This window comes from Streptomyces sp. NPDC126499 (assembly GCF_040302485.1).
GTDB lineage: Bacteria > Actinomycetota > Actinomycetes > Streptomycetales > Streptomycetaceae > Streptomyces.
In genome coordinates this window covers 16,259-34,593 of sequence record NZ_JBEOUO010000028.1, presented here as the reverse complement: position 1 = coordinate 34,593, position 18,335 = coordinate 16,259, and the positions used below count along the sequence as shown (strand labels likewise).

General features: G+C 71.8%; 13 protein-coding genes. 2 read left to right on the top strand and 11 right to left on the bottom strand.

Annotation, left to right across the window (positions count from 1 at the left end; genetic code table 11):
• Positions 1-69: 69 nt before the first annotated feature.
• From ABTZ91_RS29890 to ABTZ91_RS29850, 9 genes are all read right to left on the bottom strand, one after another.
• Positions 70-1,179 carry a pseudouridine synthase gene (locus ABTZ91_RS29890; RefSeq protein ID WP_352080336.1) on the bottom strand — a complete coding sequence of 370 codons (1,110 nt, stop codon included), beginning with the start codon at positions 1,177-1,179 and terminating at the stop codon, positions 70-72.
• A gap of 14 nt (positions 1,180-1,193) precedes the next feature.
• A complete protein-coding gene (gene scpB, locus ABTZ91_RS29885; protein WP_352080401.1) occupies positions 1,194-1,754 on the bottom strand; it encodes an SMC-Scp complex subunit ScpB in 561 nt (186 codons plus the stop codon).
• Between the two features lie 32 nt (positions 1,755-1,786).
• On the bottom strand, positions 1,787-3,106 hold the full coding sequence (locus ABTZ91_RS29880) for a segregation/condensation protein A (protein ID WP_352080335.1): 1,320 nt from the start codon (positions 3,104-3,106) through the stop codon (positions 1,787-1,789).
• A 47-nt stretch (positions 3,107-3,153) separates the two neighbouring features.
• Positions 3,154-3,651, bottom strand: a complete 498-nt coding sequence (locus ABTZ91_RS29875) for a hypothetical protein (protein WP_352080334.1) — start codon at positions 3,649-3,651, stop codon at positions 3,154-3,156.
• Positions 3,636-4,661, bottom strand: coding sequence for a ParA family protein (locus tag ABTZ91_RS29870; protein WP_345492490.1), 1,026 nt, complete (start codon positions 4,659-4,661; stop codon positions 3,636-3,638). Before ABTZ91_RS29870 ends, ABTZ91_RS29875 begins: the two co-directional genes overlap by 16 nt.
• 470 nt (positions 4,662-5,131) lie before the next feature.
• On the bottom strand, positions 5,132-6,247 hold the full coding sequence (gene ald / locus ABTZ91_RS29865) for an alanine dehydrogenase (RefSeq protein WP_352080333.1): 1,116 nt from the start codon (positions 6,245-6,247) through the stop codon (positions 5,132-5,134).
• Positions 6,248-6,427: 180 nt separating this feature from the next.
• Positions 6,428-8,419 carry a tetratricopeptide repeat protein gene (locus ABTZ91_RS29860; RefSeq protein ID WP_407078059.1) on the bottom strand — a complete coding sequence of 664 codons (1,992 nt, stop codon included), beginning with the start codon at positions 8,417-8,419 and terminating at the stop codon, positions 6,428-6,430.
• A gap of 345 nt (positions 8,420-8,764) precedes the next feature.
• Positions 8,765-9,391 carry an NUDIX hydrolase gene (locus ABTZ91_RS29855; RefSeq protein ID WP_352080331.1) on the bottom strand — a complete coding sequence of 209 codons (627 nt, stop codon included), beginning with the start codon at positions 9,389-9,391 and terminating at the stop codon, positions 8,765-8,767.
• Between the two features lie 77 nt (positions 9,392-9,468).
• The gene (locus tag ABTZ91_RS29850; RefSeq protein ID WP_352080330.1) at positions 9,469-11,118 is read right to left on the bottom strand and encodes a CTP synthase; all 1,650 of its coding nucleotides are present in this window, start codon (positions 11,116-11,118) and stop codon (positions 9,469-9,471) included.
• A gap of 526 nt (positions 11,119-11,644) precedes the next feature.
• Here ABTZ91_RS29850 and ABTZ91_RS29845 point away from each other — a divergent pair.
• Together ABTZ91_RS29845 and ABTZ91_RS29840 are read left to right on the top strand one after the other, a co-directional pair.
• Complete coding sequence (locus tag ABTZ91_RS29845; RefSeq protein ID WP_345489787.1) at positions 11,645-13,447, top strand: glycoside hydrolase family 15 protein; 1,803 nt, start codon at positions 11,645-11,647, stop codon at positions 13,445-13,447.
• A gap of 82 nt (positions 13,448-13,529) precedes the next feature.
• On the top strand, positions 13,530-14,921 hold the full coding sequence (locus ABTZ91_RS29840) for an FAD-binding oxidoreductase (RefSeq protein WP_352080329.1): 1,392 nt from the start codon (positions 13,530-13,532) through the stop codon (positions 14,919-14,921).
• Between the two features lie 54 nt (positions 14,922-14,975).
• Here the strand turns inward: ABTZ91_RS29840 and ABTZ91_RS29835 are convergent, their stop codons facing one another.
• Both ABTZ91_RS29835 and ABTZ91_RS29830 read right to left on the bottom strand, forming a co-directional pair.
• Positions 14,976-16,601 carry an NAD(P)/FAD-dependent oxidoreductase gene (locus ABTZ91_RS29835; RefSeq protein ID WP_352080328.1) on the bottom strand — a complete coding sequence of 542 codons (1,626 nt, stop codon included), beginning with the start codon at positions 16,599-16,601 and terminating at the stop codon, positions 14,976-14,978.
• A gap of 27 nt (positions 16,602-16,628) precedes the next feature.
• Positions 16,629-18,212 carry an APC family permease gene (locus ABTZ91_RS29830; protein WP_352080327.1) on the bottom strand — a complete coding sequence of 528 codons (1,584 nt, stop codon included), beginning with the start codon at positions 18,210-18,212 and terminating at the stop codon, positions 16,629-16,631.
• Positions 18,213-18,335 lie beyond the last annotated feature (123 nt).

Below are 18,335 nucleotides of genomic sequence, written 5' to 3'. Positions count from 1 at the left end.
CCCGTGACCGCCGGGATGGCGGTCACGGGCCCTTCCCCGTGGTCAGAAGGTGGCTCCGTCAGAAGCGGCTTACAGGCCGACTTCCTTCATCAGCATGCCGACCTCGGTGTTGCTCAGGCGGCGCAGCCAGCCCGACTTCTGGTCGCCCAGGGTGATCGGGCCGAAGGCGGTGCGGACCAGCTTCTCGACCGGGAAGCCCGCCTCGGCGAGCATGCGGCGCACGATGTGCTTGCGGCCCTCGTGCAGCACGACCTCGACGAGGTAGTTCTTGCCGGTCTGCTCGACGACCCGGAAGTGGTCGGCGCGGGCGTAGCCGTCCTCCAGCTGGATGCCGTCCTTGAGCCGCTTGCCGACCTCGCGGGGCAGCGGGCCGGTGATGGCGGCCAGGTAGGTCTTCTTCACGCCGTACTTGGGGTGGGTGAGACGGTGGGCCAGCTCGCCGTGGTTGGTGAGCAGGATGATGCCCTCGGTCTCGGTGTCGAGACGGCCGACGTGGAAGAGCCGGGTCTCGCGGTTGGTGACGTAGTCGCCGAGGCACTGGCGGCCGTCCGGGTCCTCCATGGTGGACACGACACCGGCCGGCTTGTTCAGCGCGAAGAACTGGTACGACTGGGTGGCGACGGTCAGGCCGTCCACCTTGATCTCGTCCTTCTCCGGGTCGACGCGCAGGCCCTGCTCGACCACGATGCTGCCGTTGACCTCGACGCGGGACTGCTCGATGAGCTCCTCGCAGGCGCGGCGCGAGCCGTAACCGGCGCGCGCGAGCACCTTCTGCAGGCGCTCGCCCTCCTGCTCGGCGCCCGGGAAGGTCTTCGGGGTCTTGATCTCGGGCTTGTTGGCGTACCGCTCCCGGTTGCGCTCCTCCGCGCGGGCGTCGTACTCGCGCGAGCGGGCCGGGGCCGTACGGCCGCCGCCGCGCTTGGGCGACTGCTTGGGGCCGCCCTTCGCGCCGCCGCGGGCCGCGTCGCCGCGCCCCCGCTTCGGGCCGTCGGAGGGACGCCCGGCCCGCCCGTCGACGTCGTAGGAGCGCTCCTCGGGCCGGGGCCGGCGCGGGCGGCCGGCGCTCTGGCCCCGGTCGTCGCGGTTGTTCCCGGCTCCCCGGTAGTTGCCGCGGCCGCCGCTCTTGGCACCACGGCTCCCGCCGTTGTTTCCGCTGTTCCTGCCGCTGCTGCTTCGCATCAAACTTCCGTCGTCTACTCGTTCTCGTCCGCGTCCGGCTCTCTTGCGTCCGGATCGAACGACGGAACACCCTCCAGGGAGTCCGGCTCGACCGCTTCCGCCTCGGGCAGGAAGGGGGCGAGCTCGGGGAGCTCGTCCAGGCCGCGCAGGCCCATGCGCTCCAGGAAGTAGTTCGTCGTCCTGTACAGGATCGCACCTGTTTCGGGTTCCGCGCCCGCCTCCTCCACCAGACCGCGCTGGAGGAGGGTGCGCATGACCCCGTCGCAGTTCACTCCGCGCACGGCGGAGACCCGGGAGCGGCTGACCGGCTGGCGGTACGCGACGACCGCCAGGGTCTCCAGGGCCGCCTGGGTGAGCCGGGCCTGCTGGCCGTCCAGGACGAAGGCCTCGACGGCGGGGGCGTACTCGGCGCGGGTGTAGAACCGCCAGCCGCCGGCGACCAGGCGGAGCTCGAAGCCGCGGCCCTGGGCGGTGTACTCGCCGGCGAGCTCGCGCAGGGCGTCGCCCACCTCGCGCGGGGTGCGGTCGAGGACCTTGGCGAGGTGGGCCTCGGTGGCGGGCTCGTCGACGACCATGAGGACGGCTTCGAGGGCGGGCTTGAGATCGCTCACGGGGCGGCCTCCTCGGGCGCTCGGGGTTCCTGGTCGAACTCGTCGGTGACGGCGGTGGCCGCGGCGTCGGTCTCGCCGCCCGTCCAGGAGACGGTGAGGTCTCCGAGCGGGGTCTCCTGGTCGAGGGCGACGGCCTTCTCGCGGTAGAGCTCCAGGAGGGCGAGGAAGCGGGCGACGACGGTGAGGGTGTCGTCGGCGTCCGCCACGAGCTCCCGGAAGCCGAGGGTGCCGCGCTCGCGCAGCAGGGCGACCACGACGGCGGCCTGTTCGCGCACGCTGACCAGCGGGGCGTGGATGTGGTCGACGTACACCTGCGGCTTGGCCCTCGGCTGCATGGCCTTGACGGCGAGCTTCGCGAAGCCCTCGGCGCCGATGGAGATGACGACCTCGGGGAGCAGCTCGGCGTGGTGCGGTTCGAGGCCGACGGTCCGGGGATGGCGGCGGCCCTCCGCCTCCCAGCGCTCGCCGAAGATCTCGGCGACCTGCTTGTACGCGCGGTACTGCAGCAGCCGCGCGAACAGCAGGTCCCGTGCCTCGAGCAGGGCCAGGTCCGCCTCGTCCTCCACCTCGGCGGCCGGCAGCAGCCGCGCGGCCTTCAGGTCGAGCAGCGTCGCCGCGACCACCAGGAACTCGGTGGTCTGATCGAGGTCCCACTCGGGCCCCATGGCCCGGATGTGCCCCATGAACTCGTCGGTGACCTTGGAGAGGGCGACTTCGGTGACGTCCAGCTTGTGCTTGGAGATCAGCTGCAACAGCAGATCGAACGGCCCCTCGAAGTTCGCCAGCCGCACGGTGAACCGCCCGTCGCGGGCGTCACCCGGTCGCTCGGCCCCGCCCTCGGCCCCGCCCTCGGCGGACCCGCCCGCGGCGCCGCCGAGGCTCGCCGGAGTGCCGGACCCGTCCGCGGGCGGCACAGACCCGTCCGTAGGCGGCACGGAGCCGTCCCTGGGCGGCACAGACCCGTCCATAGGCCGCACCGACCCGTCCCGTACGGTCCGGGGCCGGCTCGTCGGCTCGTCGGCCTCCACCCGCCCCGCAGGCCGGTCGGGCGCCTCCGAGGCGTCCGGGGTCTGCTCCGCGTCTACGGCCTGCTCCGCTTCCGGACCGCGGGCCCGGATCGCCTCGTCGGGGCCCTCCGGCTCCGCCCGGCCGTCGTCCGGCACCGCCTCGCCCATCCGGGCCGCCGGCGCGGCCCCCACGGCCTCCCGCCGCTCCCCCGCCTCCCCCGCCTCCTCCGGCGTGGGCTGCGGCGACGTCCCCGGGCCGCGGCCCAGGGGGCGGCGGCGGGGGGACGTTTCGGCAGGGGGTGGGGGCATGGGGGTGGTCCTGGTGGAGCGGGGGTGCGGGAGCCCGCAGGGTACCGTCAGCGGCCGCGCAGGCGGCGTACGAGGATGCTCGCGTCGCCGCGGGACTCCAGGTCCGCCAGGACCACGGCGACCGCCTCGCGGACGATCCGGCCGCGGTCGACGGCGAGGCCGTGCTCGCCGCGCAGCACCAGGCGGGCGTGCTCCAGGTCCATCAGCTCCTCGGCGGAGACGTAGACCGTGATCTTCTCGTCGTGGCGCTCGCGCCCGCTGGGGCGCCGGTTGGTGGTGCGGCCGCCCCGTCGCCGGGCGGCGGCGGCCGGGGCCGCGGCCTTGGCGGCCTCCGGCTCCGGCGTCCGGGCGCGCGGCTCCGCCGCCTCCGAGTCCGCCGCGGCGTGCTCGGCCGTGCCCGTGCCCTCCGCTCCCGCCGCCGCGGCCGAGTCGCTCTCCCCCGCGGGTGCCGGAACGGTCCGGCGCGGCGAGGACGCCTGGAGCGGCGTCCCACCGGTCGTACGGAACAGTTCGTCGGCGCCGGGGAGACTCACTCGGCGTGACACCGGGCGAGCACCTCCCTGGCGAGCTGACGGTAGGCGGCGGCGCCCACGGAGTTGGAGGCGTACGTGGTGATGGGCTCGCCGGCGACCGTGGTCTCCGGGAAGCGCACGGTCCGGCCGATCACCGTGTGGTAGACGTGGTCGTCGAAGGCCTCGACGACGCGCGCGAGCACCTCGCGCGAGTGCACCGTCCGCGAGTCGTACATCGTGGCGAGGATGCCGTCGAGCTCCAGCTCGGGGTTGAGCCGCTCCTGGACCTTCTCGATGGTCTCCGTCAGCAGGGCCACTCCGCGCAGCGCGAAGAACTCGCATTCCAGCGGCACGATGACCTTGTGAGCGGCCGTCAGGGCGTTCACGGTCAGCAGGCCGAGCGAGGGCTGACAGTCGATCACGATGTAGTCGTAGTCGTTCATCAGCGGCTTCAGCGCCCGCTGCAGCGTGGACTCGCGCGCGACCTCGCTGACCAGCTGCACCTCGGCGGCCGAGAGGTCGATGTTGCTCGGCAGCAGGTCCATGTTGGGCACGGCGGTCTTGAGCAGCACCTCGTCGGCCGACATGCCCCGCTCCATGAGCAGGTTGTAGACGGTGAGGTCGAGCTCCATCGGGTTCACGCCGAGACCGACCGACAGGGCGCCCTGCGGGTCGAAGTCGACGAGCAGCACCCTTCGTCCGTACTCCGCGAGCGCCGCGCCCAGGTTGATGGTCGACGTGGTCTTGCCGACGCCGCCCTTCTGGTTGCACATCGCGATGATCTTCGCGGGGCCGTGGTCGGTCAGCGGGCCCGGGATCGGGAAGTACGGCAGGGGCCGTCCCGTGGGGCCGATCCGCTCGCGACGCTGGCGGGCGGCGTCGGGGGCGAGGGTGGCCGCGTACTCGGGGTCGGGCTCGTACTCGGCGTCAGGGTCGTAGAAGTGCCCCTCGGGCACCTCGTCATAGGCGGCGAAGTGGGTGGACTCTCGGCCCATCTCGTTGCCGGCCGTGGCGTTCACGTGTAGGCCGTCCGTCATCTTCATCGTATGGGCTGGCGTCATGGGCTGGTGCGTCGCGAAGGTCCGCACCGCGACGGAGCCGATCGGGGCTCCTGGCTCCCCACCCCCGGGAGTAAATGTCGACTCATTCACAAGTCGTCTTACCTCCTTGGATGTGACCAGGAACATTTATCGATAGGTCAGCGTGGCACCATGCCGACGGTTGGCGACTCTATGGCGTGTCACCGCTCCGCAGCAACACAATCCGCCGTACCCGGCCCGATGTGTCGGCAACCGAACACCTCTCTGTCAAGGGTGCACCGGCGGGTAACCGCACGTTTCACGGGGGCGCGAAACGGTTAAAGAGTTACGTTCGAGGCGAGTTGACCAGGCGTCGGAACGTGGCCGGACACACATCGGGCCGGACCTTGCGTGACAAGGTCCGGCCCGGTGCGTGAGGTTGACGGTGCGGGTTGACCGACCGTTTCTGCGGCCGTGCCGCAAGCCTCGTGAGGTCAGCCCAGCAGGCTGTTCAGCTCGACGTGGTCGTAGCCGTGAGCCTCGGCGACCTCCTTGTAGACGACCTTGCCGTCATGGGTGTTGAGACCCTTGGCGAGGGCGGCGTCGCGGCGCAGCGCCTCGGCCCAGCCGTTGTTCGCCAGCGACACGATGTAGGGCAGCGTGGCGTTGGTGAGGGCGTAGGTGGAGGTGTTCGGGACCGCGCCCGGCATGTTGGCGACGCAGTAGAAGACCGAGTTGTGGACCTGGAAGGTCGGCTCGGCGTGGGTGGTCGGGTGGGAGTCCTCGAAGCAGCCGCCCTGGTCGATGGCAATGTCGACAAGGACACTTCCGGGCTTCATCTTGGCGACGAGCTCGTTGGTGACCAGCTTCGGGGCCTTGGCACCCGGGATGAGGACGGCGCCGATGACGAGGTCGGCCTCGACGACGGCCTTCTCCAGCTCGAAGGCGTTGGAGACGATCGTCTTCACCTTGGTGCCGAAGATCTTGTCGGCCTCGCGGAGCTTGTTGATGTCACGGTCGAGCAGGGTCACGTGGAAGCCCATGCCGACGGCGATCTGGGTGGCGTTCCAGCCGGAGACGCCGCCGCCGATGACGACGCACTCGCCGGCGTGGGTGCCGGGGACGCCGCCGGGGAGCACGCCGCGGCCGCCGACCGAGCGCATCAGGTGGTAGGCGCCGACCTGCGGGGCCAGGCGGCCCGCGACCTCGGACATCGGGGCGAGCAGCGGGAGCGCGCGGTTCGCGGTCTCGACGGTCTCGTACGCGATGGCGGTGGTGCCGGACTCCAGGAGGGCGTCCGTGCACTCCTTCGAAGCGGCGAGGTGCAGGTAGGTGAAGAGCGTCTGGTCCTTGCGGAGGCGGTGGTACTCCTCCGCGATCGGCTCCTTGACCTTCAGGAGCAGGTCGGCGGTGGCCCAGACCTCGTCCGCGGTGGGGAGGATCTCGGCACCGGCGGCGACGTACTCCTCGTCGGTGATCGAGGATCCGACACCGGCGTTCTGCTCGATGAAGACCTGGTGGCCGTTGCGGACGAGCTCGTGGACACCGGCAGGGGTGATGGCCACGCGGTACTCGTTGTTCTTGACCTCGCGGGGGATGCCGACCTTCATCGTCGATCACGGTCCTTGATTCAGGGGGGACAAACGGGGGGTGCTGCGGTGTGGCGGTGCCAGAAGCCCTGACAAAGCCATACATACCCGGAAGCACTGCGGCGCACCGGGACAGACCGCGATCGAACGCGGCGCACCCAGTCTAATGAAGGAGTTCCCCCTGTCTAGCCTTTCAAAGTATTAATCTTCGGCGAACCCACTGCGGATTTCGTAGGCGGAGGGGTCGCTTCCGAGGAGCCTTTCCGCAGCGGACCGGTGCAGCCGCGCGGCCGCCGGGTCGCCGAGCCGGTCCAGCGTGTCGGCGAGCCTGAGCTGCAGCGCCGCCTGGAGCCGTACGTCCCCGGCCCTGCGGGCCCATTCCACCGCTTCCTCGCAGGTCCGCAGGCACTCGTCGGGCCGGCCCGCGTACTCCTGGACCCGGGCCGCCTCGCTCAACGCCCGTGCGTAGCCCGGGAGATCGGCGAGCCGCCGGTAGCCCGCGGCGGCGGCCCGCCAGTTGCGCAGCGCCTCTCCGTAGCGGCCGGCATAGGTGTGCACCGCTCCGAGCCGGCCGTAGAGCCGGGCCTGGTCGGCGCGCTCGTCACGGGCGAGGCGCTGGGCCAGGGCGCGTCCGTACCAGTCGCCGGCCCGGTGCCAGTCCCCGAGCTCCTGATAGGTCCCGCCTACGGATTCCATCGCCCGACCGATGGCGTACGGATCATTTGCTTCCCTCCCGGCGTCCAAGGCCGACCGATATCGCAGCAAAGCGTCCTGAGTGCGACCGGTCCGCGCGTCGAGGTCGGCCAGGTTGAGCAGGGCCGCGGCCCGCTCCCGGTGCAGCCCGCGCCGCTCGGCGACGTCCAGGACCAGCCGGTGCAGCCCGTAGAGGTCCGGGGCGGCGGCCTCGGCGCCCCGGTGCGCGGCAAGGGCCCGGACCAGGGCCGCGATCAGCCGGCGGGCCAGGGTGTCGAGTTCCCCGTCGGCGACGGCGAGCCGGGCCGAGGCGAGCAGTACGGGCCTGCGGCTGTCGAGCCAGGCGCCGGCGGTGGCGGCGTCGGGGAAGCGCAGGGCGCGGGGCAGCCCGGCGAGGCGGCGCCGGGCCGGCGAGCCCTCCGGTTCGGTGACCGCACGCCCGGACTGCAGCAGCCGTACGGTCCGCTCCAGCATCCGGGCCCGGGCCAGCTGCACCTCGGCGGGCCGGTCGCGCTCCTCCAGCTCGGCCCGCAGCAGCGGCATCAGATGCCCCGGCACCTCGTACTGACCGTCGCCGCCGGGGACCTCCCGTACGAGACGGAGCGCGGCGAAGTCGGCGAGGGTGGTCGCCGCGGCGGAGACGGAGCAGCCGGCCAGGGCGGAGGCGGTGTGGGCGTCGGCCCGGCCGAGGGGGGCCAGGGCGAGGTGGCGCAGTATCCGGGCGGCGGGCTGCGGCAGGGACGCGTGGACGAGGGCGAAGGCGCGGGTGAGCGGGTCGCCGGTCAGGGCGCGCAGCCGTTTGGTGAGGTCGGCCACCGAGGCCTTGGGGTGGGCGGCCAGCCATCCGCCGGCGAGGACGAGCGCGCCGGGCAGTCCGCCGCACTCCTCTGCCAGGCTCTCGGCGGCCTGCGGGTCGACGGTGACGCGGACGGAGCCGGTGAAGCCGGTGAGCAGTTCGATGGCCGACTTGGGGTCGAGGCCGCCGACGGTGCAGGGCCGCACGTCCGGGATGCCGGTGAGCGGGCCGCGGGCGACGCCGACGACCAGTGTCTCGGGGTTGTCGGGCAGCAGCGGGTCGACCTGCTCGGCGTCGACGGCGTCGTCGAGGAGCAGCAGCGCCTTGCGGTCGGCGAAGGCCTCGCGGACCAGGGCGGTGAGCTCGTCCTCCGCGGCGCCGGGCGGCTCGGCGACGCCGAGCGCGGCGAGGAGGTCCTGGGCGGCGCGGGCGGTGGGGACCGGCTCGCCGCCGGGCTCGGTGAGCCGGGTGCGGAAGACTCCGCCGCGGTAGCCGTCGGCGAGCGCGGCGATCAGCTCCTCGGCGAGCGCGGTCCGGCCGGAGCCGGGCTTGCCCGCGATGAGCAGGACCCGGGCGCGGGGGGCCTTGCGGCCGGTCAGGGTGTCGAGACCGGTGCGCGCGATGTCCGCCCGCAGGGCCTTCAGTTCCCGCTGGCGGCCGTAGAACTGCGAGGCGCCGACTGCTGCCACCGCCTGATCCGTCACGGGCCACGCTCCCGTCCACCTGCGCACGACGATCCCGCGGGGGGCTCCGCACGGGCGATCACGAGCGTAGTTCAGCGGGCGGCGCGGACCCGGCGGAGCGCGGCGGACAGATCGCCCGATCGGATCAGTGGATTGTCGGACCGGCCGTGCCCGGTGCCGGTCCCGCGCCGGTCCCGCACCGGTCCTGCGCCGGCGGGGCTCGGCCCGGTGCCGGTCCCGCGCCGGTCCCGCGCCGGCCCTGCGTCGGCGGGGCTCGGCCCCGCGCCGGTCCCGCGCCTGTCCCGCACCGGCCTTGCGTCGGCGGGGCTCGGCCCGGTGCCGGGGCCCGCCTCGAAGGCGGGGACCCTACGCCTCGAAGGGCCGCGCCGGCCAGGGCGCCTCCGCCGGGCGCAGCGCGTCCAGACCGTCGCCGGTGCGCGCGGCCATCAGCGACAGCACGCCCACCACCAGGCAGTTGTTGTGCAGCTCGCCGGCGAGGACCCCGCGGACCAGGTCCGTGAGCGGCACCCGGGCCAGCTCCATGTCGGCCTCCTCCTCGGCGACCTCGAACCGGTCGCCCTCCGCCTCGGACAGCTCGCGGGCCAGGAAGATCCGTACGGCCTCGTCGCAGCCGCCGGGCGTGGTGTACACGTCGGTGAGCACCCGCCAGTCCTCGGCCTTGACGTGCGCCTCCTCGTACAGCTCGCGCTGCGCGGCGTGCAGCGGGTTCTCGCCGGGCACGTCGAGCAGACCGGCCGGGATCTCCCAGAGCTTCTGCCGCACCGGGTGGCGGTACTGCTTGAGCAGCACGACCCGGTCCTGCTCGTCGAGGGCGACGACGGCGACCGAGCCGGGGTGGACCTGGTAGTCGCGGCGGACGACCGAGCCGTCCGGCATCACCACGTCGTCCGTGCGGACACTCGTCTTGTTGCCCGTGAAGGGGGTGGTGGTGGCGACGACCCGCCACTCCTCCGGGGTGTCCTGCACCTGCATCGCTCGTCCTCCCACACACGAAACCGGGGTACGCGTCCCGGACGGGACCCGTACCCCGGCAACGTTAACAAGGAGCGTTACTTGGCGAGCTTGCGCTCGACGGCGGCCTTCACCAGGCCCGCGAACAGCGGGTGCGGGCGGGTCGGGCGGGACTTGAGCTCCGGGTGCGCCTGGGTGGCGACCAGGTAGGGGTGGACCTCGCGCGGGTACTCGACGAACTCGACGAGCTTGTTGTCCGGGGAGGTGCCGGAGAAGACCAGGCCGGCCTTCTTCTCCAGCTCGGCGCGGTAGGCGTTGTTCACCTCGTAGCGGTGACGGTGGCGCTCCTCGACGTACGGCTGGTCGCCGTAGACCTCGCGGACGACCGAGCCCTCGGCGAGCTTGGCCGGGTAGAGGCCGAGGCGCATCGTTCCGCCCAGGTCGCCGGCGCCCTCGACGTACGCCAGCTGCTCCTCCATCGTCGAGACGACGGGGTGCGCGGTGGCGGGGTCGAACTCGGTGGAGTTGGCCTCGGGGATGTCGGCCAGGTTGCGGGCGGCCTCGATCACGATGCACTGCAGGCCGAGGCAGATGCCGAGCAGCGGCACCTTGTTCTCGCGGGCGTAGCGGATCGCGCCGACCTTGCCGGAGACACCGCGGTCGCCGAAGCCGCCGGGGATCAGGATCGCGTCGCAGTCACCGAGCTGCTTCTCGGCGCCGGCCGGGGTCTTGCAGTCGTCGGAGGTGACCCACTTGACCTTGACCCGGGCCTTGTTCGCGAAGCCGCCGGCGCGCATGGCCTCGGTCACCGACAGGTAGGCGTCGGGCAGGTCGATGTACTTGCCGACCAGCGCGACGGTGACCTCGTGCTCGGGGTTGTGGACGCGGTCCAGGAGGTCCTCCCAGACGGTCCAGTCCACGTCGCGGAAGGGCAGGTCGAGCTTGCGGACGACGTAGGCGTCCAGGCCCTCGGTGTGCAGCACCTTCGGGATGTCGTAGATCGACTTGGCGTCGATGGCGGCCACGACGGCGGCCTCGTCCACGTCGCACATCAGCGAGATCTTGCGCTTGATGGCGGTGGGGACGTCACGGTCGGCGCGCAGCACGATGGCGTCCGGCTGGATGCCGATGTTGCGCAGGGCGGCGACCGAGTGCTGGGTCGGCTTGGTCTTCAGCTCGCCGGAGGGGCCGATGTAGGGCAGCAGCGAGATGTGCACGACGAAGACGTTGTCGCGGCCGACCTCGTGGCGGACCTGGCGGACGGTCTCCAGGAAGGGCAGCGACTCGATGTCGCCGACGGTGCCGCCGACCTCGGTGATGACGACGTCGACGTCGTCGGTGGCCATGCGGCGGATGCGGGACTTGATCTCGTTGGTGATGTGCGGGATGACCTGGACGGTGTCGCCGAGGTACTCGCCGCGCCGCTCCTTGGCGATCACCTGGGAGTAGACCTGGCCGGTGGTGACGTTGGCCGAGCCGTCGAGGTCGACGTCGAGGAAGCGCTCGTAGTGGCCGATGTCCAGGTCGGTCTCGGCGCCGTCGTTGGTGACGAACACCTCGCCGTGCTGGAAGGGGTTCATGGTGCCGGGGTCGACGTTCAGGTACGGGTCGAGCTTCTGCATCGTGACCCGAAGACCCCGGGCCTTGAGGAGCGCACCCAGGCTGGAGGCGGTCAGGCCCTTGCCGAGGGAGGAGGCGACACCCCCGGTGACGAAGATGTGCTTGGTCGTCGTGGTGTTGGGCGGCATCGCCAAGAGGGGGCTCCCGTGGTCGCGTTCTGGAGGTGCGTTCCGGCTGCCCCTCGGCAAGAATCGGGGGGTGCCGTCGCTGCGGTTGCGGGGTCCTCGGCTCTCGCCGTTTCCCACCGGTCCACGGGGTACCAGGGTATCAGCGACAACGGGAGACCGCTTCCGGCCACACGGGGCAGTCGGGTGCGTACGCACCGCGACACGCCGGGTCGGGAACGCCTCCCGCGGGGACCGTGACCGGGGCGCCGGCCGGCACCGAGGCCGGTGCCGGCGCCACGGCCTGGGCTCCGTGCCGCGCAGGTCAAGACCCGTTCACCCGAAAGGGGCAGCGTCGTTACAAGATCGGCTCCACCGGTCCCCGGGGTGCGTCGTATCCTGCTCGGACACACGCGCTGCCGAGCCGGACCGGCACGGCACCACCCCCGCCCGTCAACCGGACCAAGAGCTCGTCAACGATCCCTTGACCGCTGACCTGTAGGAAACGCCCCGCGGGGCGGACGTGGCCGTTCGATCTGGAGTGAAGCACGTGGCCGGGCGCATCGAGGATTACGCACTCATCGGAGACATGCAGACCGCTGCCCTGGTCTGCCGGGACGGCAGTGTCGACTGGCTCTGCCTGCCCCGCTTCGATTCGCACGCCGTCTTCGCCGGACTGCTCGGCACCGAGGAGCACGGCTTCTGGAGAGTCGGACCGGCCGGACCCGACGGCGCCCCGGCGGCCCCGGCCGACCGGCGCCGCTACCTGGGCGACTCGCTCGTCCTGGAATCCGAGTGGGACACCCCGCGCGGCACGGTCCGGGTGACCGACTTCATGCCGCCGCGCGACGGGGCGCCGCAGCTGATCCGCATCGTGGAAGGCGTCAGCGGCCGGGTGCCGATGCGCTCCGCGCTGCGGATGCGCTTCAGCTACGGCCGGATCGTGCCCTGGGTGCACAAGGTCGGCGACCGCACGGTCGCCGTCGCCGGGCCGGACTCGGTGTGGCTGGACACCGACGCCGAGACGCACGGTGAGCACCTGACCACGTACTCCGAGTTCACCGTCTCCCCCGGCGACCGGATCACCTTCACGCTGTCCTGGCAGCCCTCGCACAAGGAGCCGCCGCCGCTGCCGGACCCGGAGGGCTCCCTGGTGGCGACCACCGACTTCTGGCGCGACTGGGTCGAGCACTGCACGTACCACGGCCCCTACCGCGAGGCGGTGGTCCGCTCCCTGATCACCCTGAAGGCGCTCACCTACGCGCCGACCGGCGGCATCGTGGCCGCGCCCACGACCTCGCTGCCGGAGGAGATCGGCGGCGTCCGCAACTGGGACTACCGTTACACCTGGCTCCGCGACGCGGCGATCACCCTGTCCTCGATGCTGCGCACCGGCTACCGCGAGGAGGCCCGCGCCTGGCGGGACTGGCTGCTGCGCGCGGTCGCCGGCGACCCGGAGAACCTGCAGATCATGTACGGCATCGCCGGCGAGCGCGAGCTCGGCGAGGCGGAGCTGGACTGGCTGCCGGGTTACGAGAACTCCGGCCCCGTCCGGGTCGGCAACGGGGCCGCCAACCAGCTCCAGCTGGACGTGTACGGCGAGGTCACCGAGGCCCTGCACCTGGCCCACATGACGGGCCTGTCCCGCAACGACTACGCCTCGCTGCTCCAGATCAAGCTGATCAACTACCTGGAGACCCACTGGGACCAGCCCGACGAGGGCATCTGGGAGGTCCGCGGTCCGCGCCGGCACTTCGTGCACTCCAAGGTGATGGCCTGGGTGGCGGTCGACCGCACGATCAAGCTGATCGAGTCCGGGGACGCCGACGGCCCGCTGGAGCGCTGGAAGGACCTCCGCGACCAGATCCACCGGGACGTCTGCGAGAAGGGGTACGACAAGGAGCGCAACACCTTCACGCAGTCCTACGGCTCCCAGGAGCTGGACGCCTCGCTGCTGCTGATCCCGCAGATGGGCTTCCTGCCGCCGGACGACAAGCGGGTGATCGGCACGATCGAGGCGATCCAGCGGGAGCTGTCCACGGAGGACGGCTTCGTGCTGCGCTACCCGACCGCCGGCGAGGAGGCGGGCGTGGACGGCCTGGAGGGCGACGAGGGCGCGTTCCTGGCCTGCTCGTTCTGGCTGGCGGACGACCTGGCGATGATCGGCCGGGTCGACGAGGCCCGTCGGCTCTTCGAGAAGCTGCTCTCCCTCCGCAACGACCTGGGGCTGCTCGCGGAGGAGTGGGACCCGAGGCTCCAGCGGCAGGTGGGCAACTTCCCGCAGGCGTTCAGCCACGTTCCGCTGATCGACACGGCGCTGCGGCTGACCGCCTCGGGCGCGTACGGCGGCTGACGCTCCGGGCGGCGGGGCCGGGGGGCCGGACCTAGGATGAAGGTGTCCGTTCCCCCCTGGCGTACGAAAGGGGGGCACCGCCATGGCTCCCCCGACCACCACCGTTCCGGACGACGCCCTGGCCGGTCTGCGCGAGGACCTGGCGGGCGAGGTGTTCGTGCCGGGAGATCCCGGGTACGAGGACGCGCGGGCGATCCACAACGGCATGATCGACCGCCGTCCCGCCGTGATCGCCCAGTGCGCGACCCCGGCCGACGTGTCCAACGCGATCCTGTTCGGCCGTGGGGCGGGGCTGCCGATCGCCGTGCGCGGCGGCGGCCACAGCGTGGCCGGGACCTGTGTGATCGACGGCGCCCTCGTCGTCGACCTGCGCCGGATGCACGCCGTCGTCGCCGATCCGGAGAACATGACCGTACGGGTCGAGGGCGGGGCGACGATGGGGCACCTGGACCACGCCTGTCAGCCGTTCCACGTGGCGACCACGGGCGGACGGGTCTCCACCACCGGCGTGGGCGGCTTCGTCCTGGGCGGCGGCTCCGGCTGGCTGGAGCGGAAGTTCGGGCTCGCCAGCGACAATCTGCTCGCCGCCGACCTGATCACCGCCGAGGGCAAGCACGTCCGCGCGGACGCGGACGAGAACCCGGACCTGTTCTGGGCGCTGCACGGCGGCGGCGGCAACTTCGGGGTGGCGACCTCCCTCACTCTGCGGCTGCACGCGCTGCCGCGCATGAGCATGGCGATGCTGTTCTTCCCGCCGGACGGCGCACCGGAGGTCGTGCGCGCCTTCCGGGAGATCGCGGCGGACGCGCCGGACGAGGTGGGCGGCGGCGCGATCTACATGCCGGCGCCGCCGGAGCCGTTCGTTCCTAAGGAGCTGGTCGGCAGGCTGCTGTGCGGGACGCTGTTCACGTACGCCGGTCCGGTCACGGAGCTCCGCGAGCTGGCCGCGCCGCTGCTGGCGCGGAAGCCGGTGATCGAGGTCGTCACGGACATCGCCTACGCGGACCTCCAGTCGATGATGGACGACCCGCCGGGGCTGCGGAACTACTGGTCGGCCGAGTATCTGACGGAGCTTCCGGACGAGGCCGTGGACGCCTTCTGCGAGCGTGGCGCGCTGATCCCGGAGGGGACGGCCATCCAGCAGGTGCTGTTCATGATGGGCGGGGCGGTGGCGGCGGGGCCGGGCACGTACCCGCAGCCGTGGCGCACCGCGCCCTGGGTGATGCACCCGTTTGCGACCTGGGAGGACCCGGCGGACGACGAGCGCGCGCAGAGCTGGGTCAGGGACGTGCGGGCGGACGCGCGGCCGTGGGCCCTCGACGCCACGTATCTGAACTTCGTGGGCGCCGAGGGCCGGCAGCGGATCGTCTCCTCGTTCGGTGAGGAGAACTACCGGCGGCTGGCCGCCGTCAAGGCCGCGTACGACCCCGACAACGTCTTCCGCTTCAACCACAACATCGAGCCGGCCGCCTGACCGCGCGGGTCAGCGGAGGGCGGATCAGCGGAGGGCGGATCAGCGGAGGGCGGATCAGCGGAGGGCGGCGATCACCTCCTTCGCGGCCCGCTCGCCCTCGGTGGCGCCGCCTTCCATGAAGCCCTGGAAGTCGTAGCTGCAGTGCTCGCCGCCGATGTGGACGTTGCCCTGGGCGGTGCCCTCGTAGCCGGCGTAGCGGTGGAGGTAGCCGACCGGCCAGCAGGAGTAGGCGCCCAGCGTGTACGGGTTCTCGTGCCAGGCGGAGAGCTGGGCGCGGCCCGTGTACGCCTTGGAGGTGCCGGGGAAGAAGGCGTCGATGCCCTTCAGGTAGCGGGTGACCAGGTCGCGTACGTACGGGTCGGACTCGGTGGAGAAGGGTCCGGCCGGGTTGAGGGCCCGGGCGAGGCTGCCGCCGTTGTACTGGATGAGGATGCCGCCGGTGCCGCCCTGGATCTTGGTGGTGTCCCAGGTCTGCTGGACCTCGGTGTCGGTGAAGCAGTCGCCGGCGGAGACGCCGGGCCAGGGGCCGGTGCCGCGCCAGGGGCGGGTGGCGAACTGCATGTTGAGCTTGGTGCAGTGGCCCATCCGCGCGTCGCGCAGCAGGTTGGTCATGAGCGGGTCGAAGCCGGCCCGGCTGACGTCGAGCCGCTTCAGGATCGGCAGCGGGACGCACAGGACGGTGTGGTCGGCGGTGACGGTCCGGGTGGTGCCGGCCTCGGTGAAGGTGAGCGTCTGGGTGCCGTCGGCGTTGGCCCGTACGGCCTCCAGCGACCAGCCCATGCGCAGGGTGCCGGGCCTGAGGGCCCCGGCGATGGCGTTCGGGAGCCGGTCGTTGCCGCCGACGACGTGGTAGCGCTCGTTGGACAGGCCCCAGACGTTGAAGTTGCCCGGATTGGTCTGATAGCCCATCAGCAGGACCAGGGCGAGGGAGGACTGCTCGGTGGTGTCGGCCCCGTACTCCACGTTGTAGGCCACGTCGATGAAGCGGCCGAGCGGTGAGGAGTGGCCGCCGGGGACGCGGCTCTCGATCCACTCGTATATCGACATGTTGTCGAGGGCGGTGCCGGTGGGGGTGGTCTGGTTCCACTTCACCTCGCCCGCCTCGATCAGGTCGCGGTGGAGCTGCTGGTAGACGGCGTTGAAGTCCTCGTCGGCCTGGTGGCGGGGGTAGTAGGCGCCGTTGAACCAGAGCACTTCCTCGGCACCGTTGGGTCCGCCGCCGAGGAAGTCCTCGACGGGCAGGTCGAAGCGGCGGCACAGCTCCAGGATCTTCTTGTGGCTGGTGTCGATCAGCTCGCCGCCGATCTCGGAGGTCTGGCCGTAGGCCCAGTGGGAGCGCTGGGTCCACATCCGGCCGCCGACCCGGGAGGGGTTGGCCTCGTACAGGGCGGGGCTGAGGCCGGCGTCCTGGAGGGTGAGGGCCGCGGTGAGGCCGGAGATGCCGGCTCCGACGACGGCGACCCGGGCGGGGGTGACGGCGCGGGCGGCCGCGGGCGCGGCGACGGCCGTGCCGGCGGAGACCGCGACCCCGGCCGCGGCGGCGTACTTGAGGAGGGTCCGGCGGCCGAGGGCGTCGGCGCGCATGTCGCGCAGCTCCGCGACGGGGAGGTTCAGCCGTCGGGCGTCGGCGTGCTCGGCGGCCAGTCGCTTCAGGAGGTGCATCGGGTTGGTGCGTGCCATGGGGCGCTCCTGGGGGAGGAAGGGGGATCAGTTCTGGGGTACGGCGGCGGGGGCGGGCTCGCTGTGGTCGTCGGTGCCGTCGGCGCTGTCGGCGCTGTCGCCGTCGGTGCCGTCGGCGTCGGTGCGCTCGGTGGCGTCCTCCAGGACGATCCGGCCGATGATCTCGTAGCGCTCGGGGCGGCGAGCCCTGAGGTAGAGGCCGAGGCCGAGGCCGCCGAAGAAGACGACGCCGACGATCCACGGAATGGCCTTGAAGAAGAGGGAGTCGGCGGCGAGCCCGGCCGCGGTCTCCATGTTCATGATCAGCAGCACGACCACGGCGGTCATGCCGAGGCCGCCGAGGAGCGGCGCGGTCAGGGTCCTGAACCAGTGCCGGTCCTCGGGGTGGTTCTTGCGGAAGTAGCCGATGACGGCGAAGGAGCAGAGGGTCTGCACGATGAGGATCGCCATCGTGCCGAGGATCGCGAGCAGGGTGTAGAGGTGGATGTACGGGTCCTGGCCGGTGAGCCAGAAGGCACCGACCAGGGCCACCGCGATGGCGCTCTGCGCGAAGGAGGCGATGTACGGCGAGCCGTGCTTCGGGTGGGTGCGGCCGAGCGCCGGGTGGAGGAATCCCTCCCGGCCGATGGCGTAGAGGTAGCGGGCGGCGCACTGGTGGAAGGCCATGCCGCAGGCGAAGGAGCCGGTCAGCAGCAGCCACTGGAAGGCGTCCACGGCCCAGGCGCCGATGTAGGACTGCGTGGGTGCGAAGAACAGGTCGAGGGGGCTGGCCGAGGAGGACAGCTTCACCGATCCGGCCAGGCCGTTGCCGGCGATCGTCATCCACGACACGTAGATGTAGAAGAGTCCGACGCCGATGACGGAGACGAGGGTGGCGCGCGGGATGACCCGCTTGGGGTCGCGGGACTCCTCCCCGTACATCGCGGTCGACTCGAATCCGACCCACGACCAGAAGGCGAAGAAGAGGCCGAGGCCGGCGGAGGTGCCGGTGAAGGCGTTCGCGGGGTTGATCGGCTCGGTCGGGATGCCGTCGGGGCCGCCGCCGGAGATCAGGACGGCGGTGGCGACCGCGAACAGCACCGCTATCTCGGCGATCAGCATCACGCCGAGCGCCTTCGCGGTGAGGTTGATGTCGAAGTAGGACAGGACGGCGGTGACCGCGAGCATGGCGGCCGCGTACAGGACCCACGGCAGATCCACACCGAGCTGATCGGCGACGGTCGTCTTGGTGAAGTAGGCGAAGACGCCGACGATCGAGGCCTCGAAGACGATGTACGCGAGGACGGCGAGCATTCCGGAGGCCATGCCGGCGATCCGGCCGAGACCGTGCGAGATGTAGCCGTAGAAGGCGCCGGCGGCGGTGATCCGCTTGGCCATGGCGACGTAACCGACCGAGAAGACCGTCAGGACGACGGTCGCGAAGAGGTAACCGGCGGGTGCCCCGGTGCCGTTGCCGAAGCCGACGGCGATGGGGAGGTTGCCGGTCATGGCGGTGATCGGCGCGGCCGTGGCGACGGCCATGAAGACGACGCCGACCAGACCGACCGAGTTCGCCTTGAGGCGCTGGACCTGGGGGGCCTGCCGGCCCGATGGGGTGGGGTTCTCTGCCATGGCGCCAGAGCATCCTCCGGAGTGACGTAGGCCACAATCGACATGCGGTCGCACAATTCGCGCCACGGGGCGACGAGTTGTCGCCCTGGTGTACGAACTGTCCGGCCCGGTGACGCCCCGGTG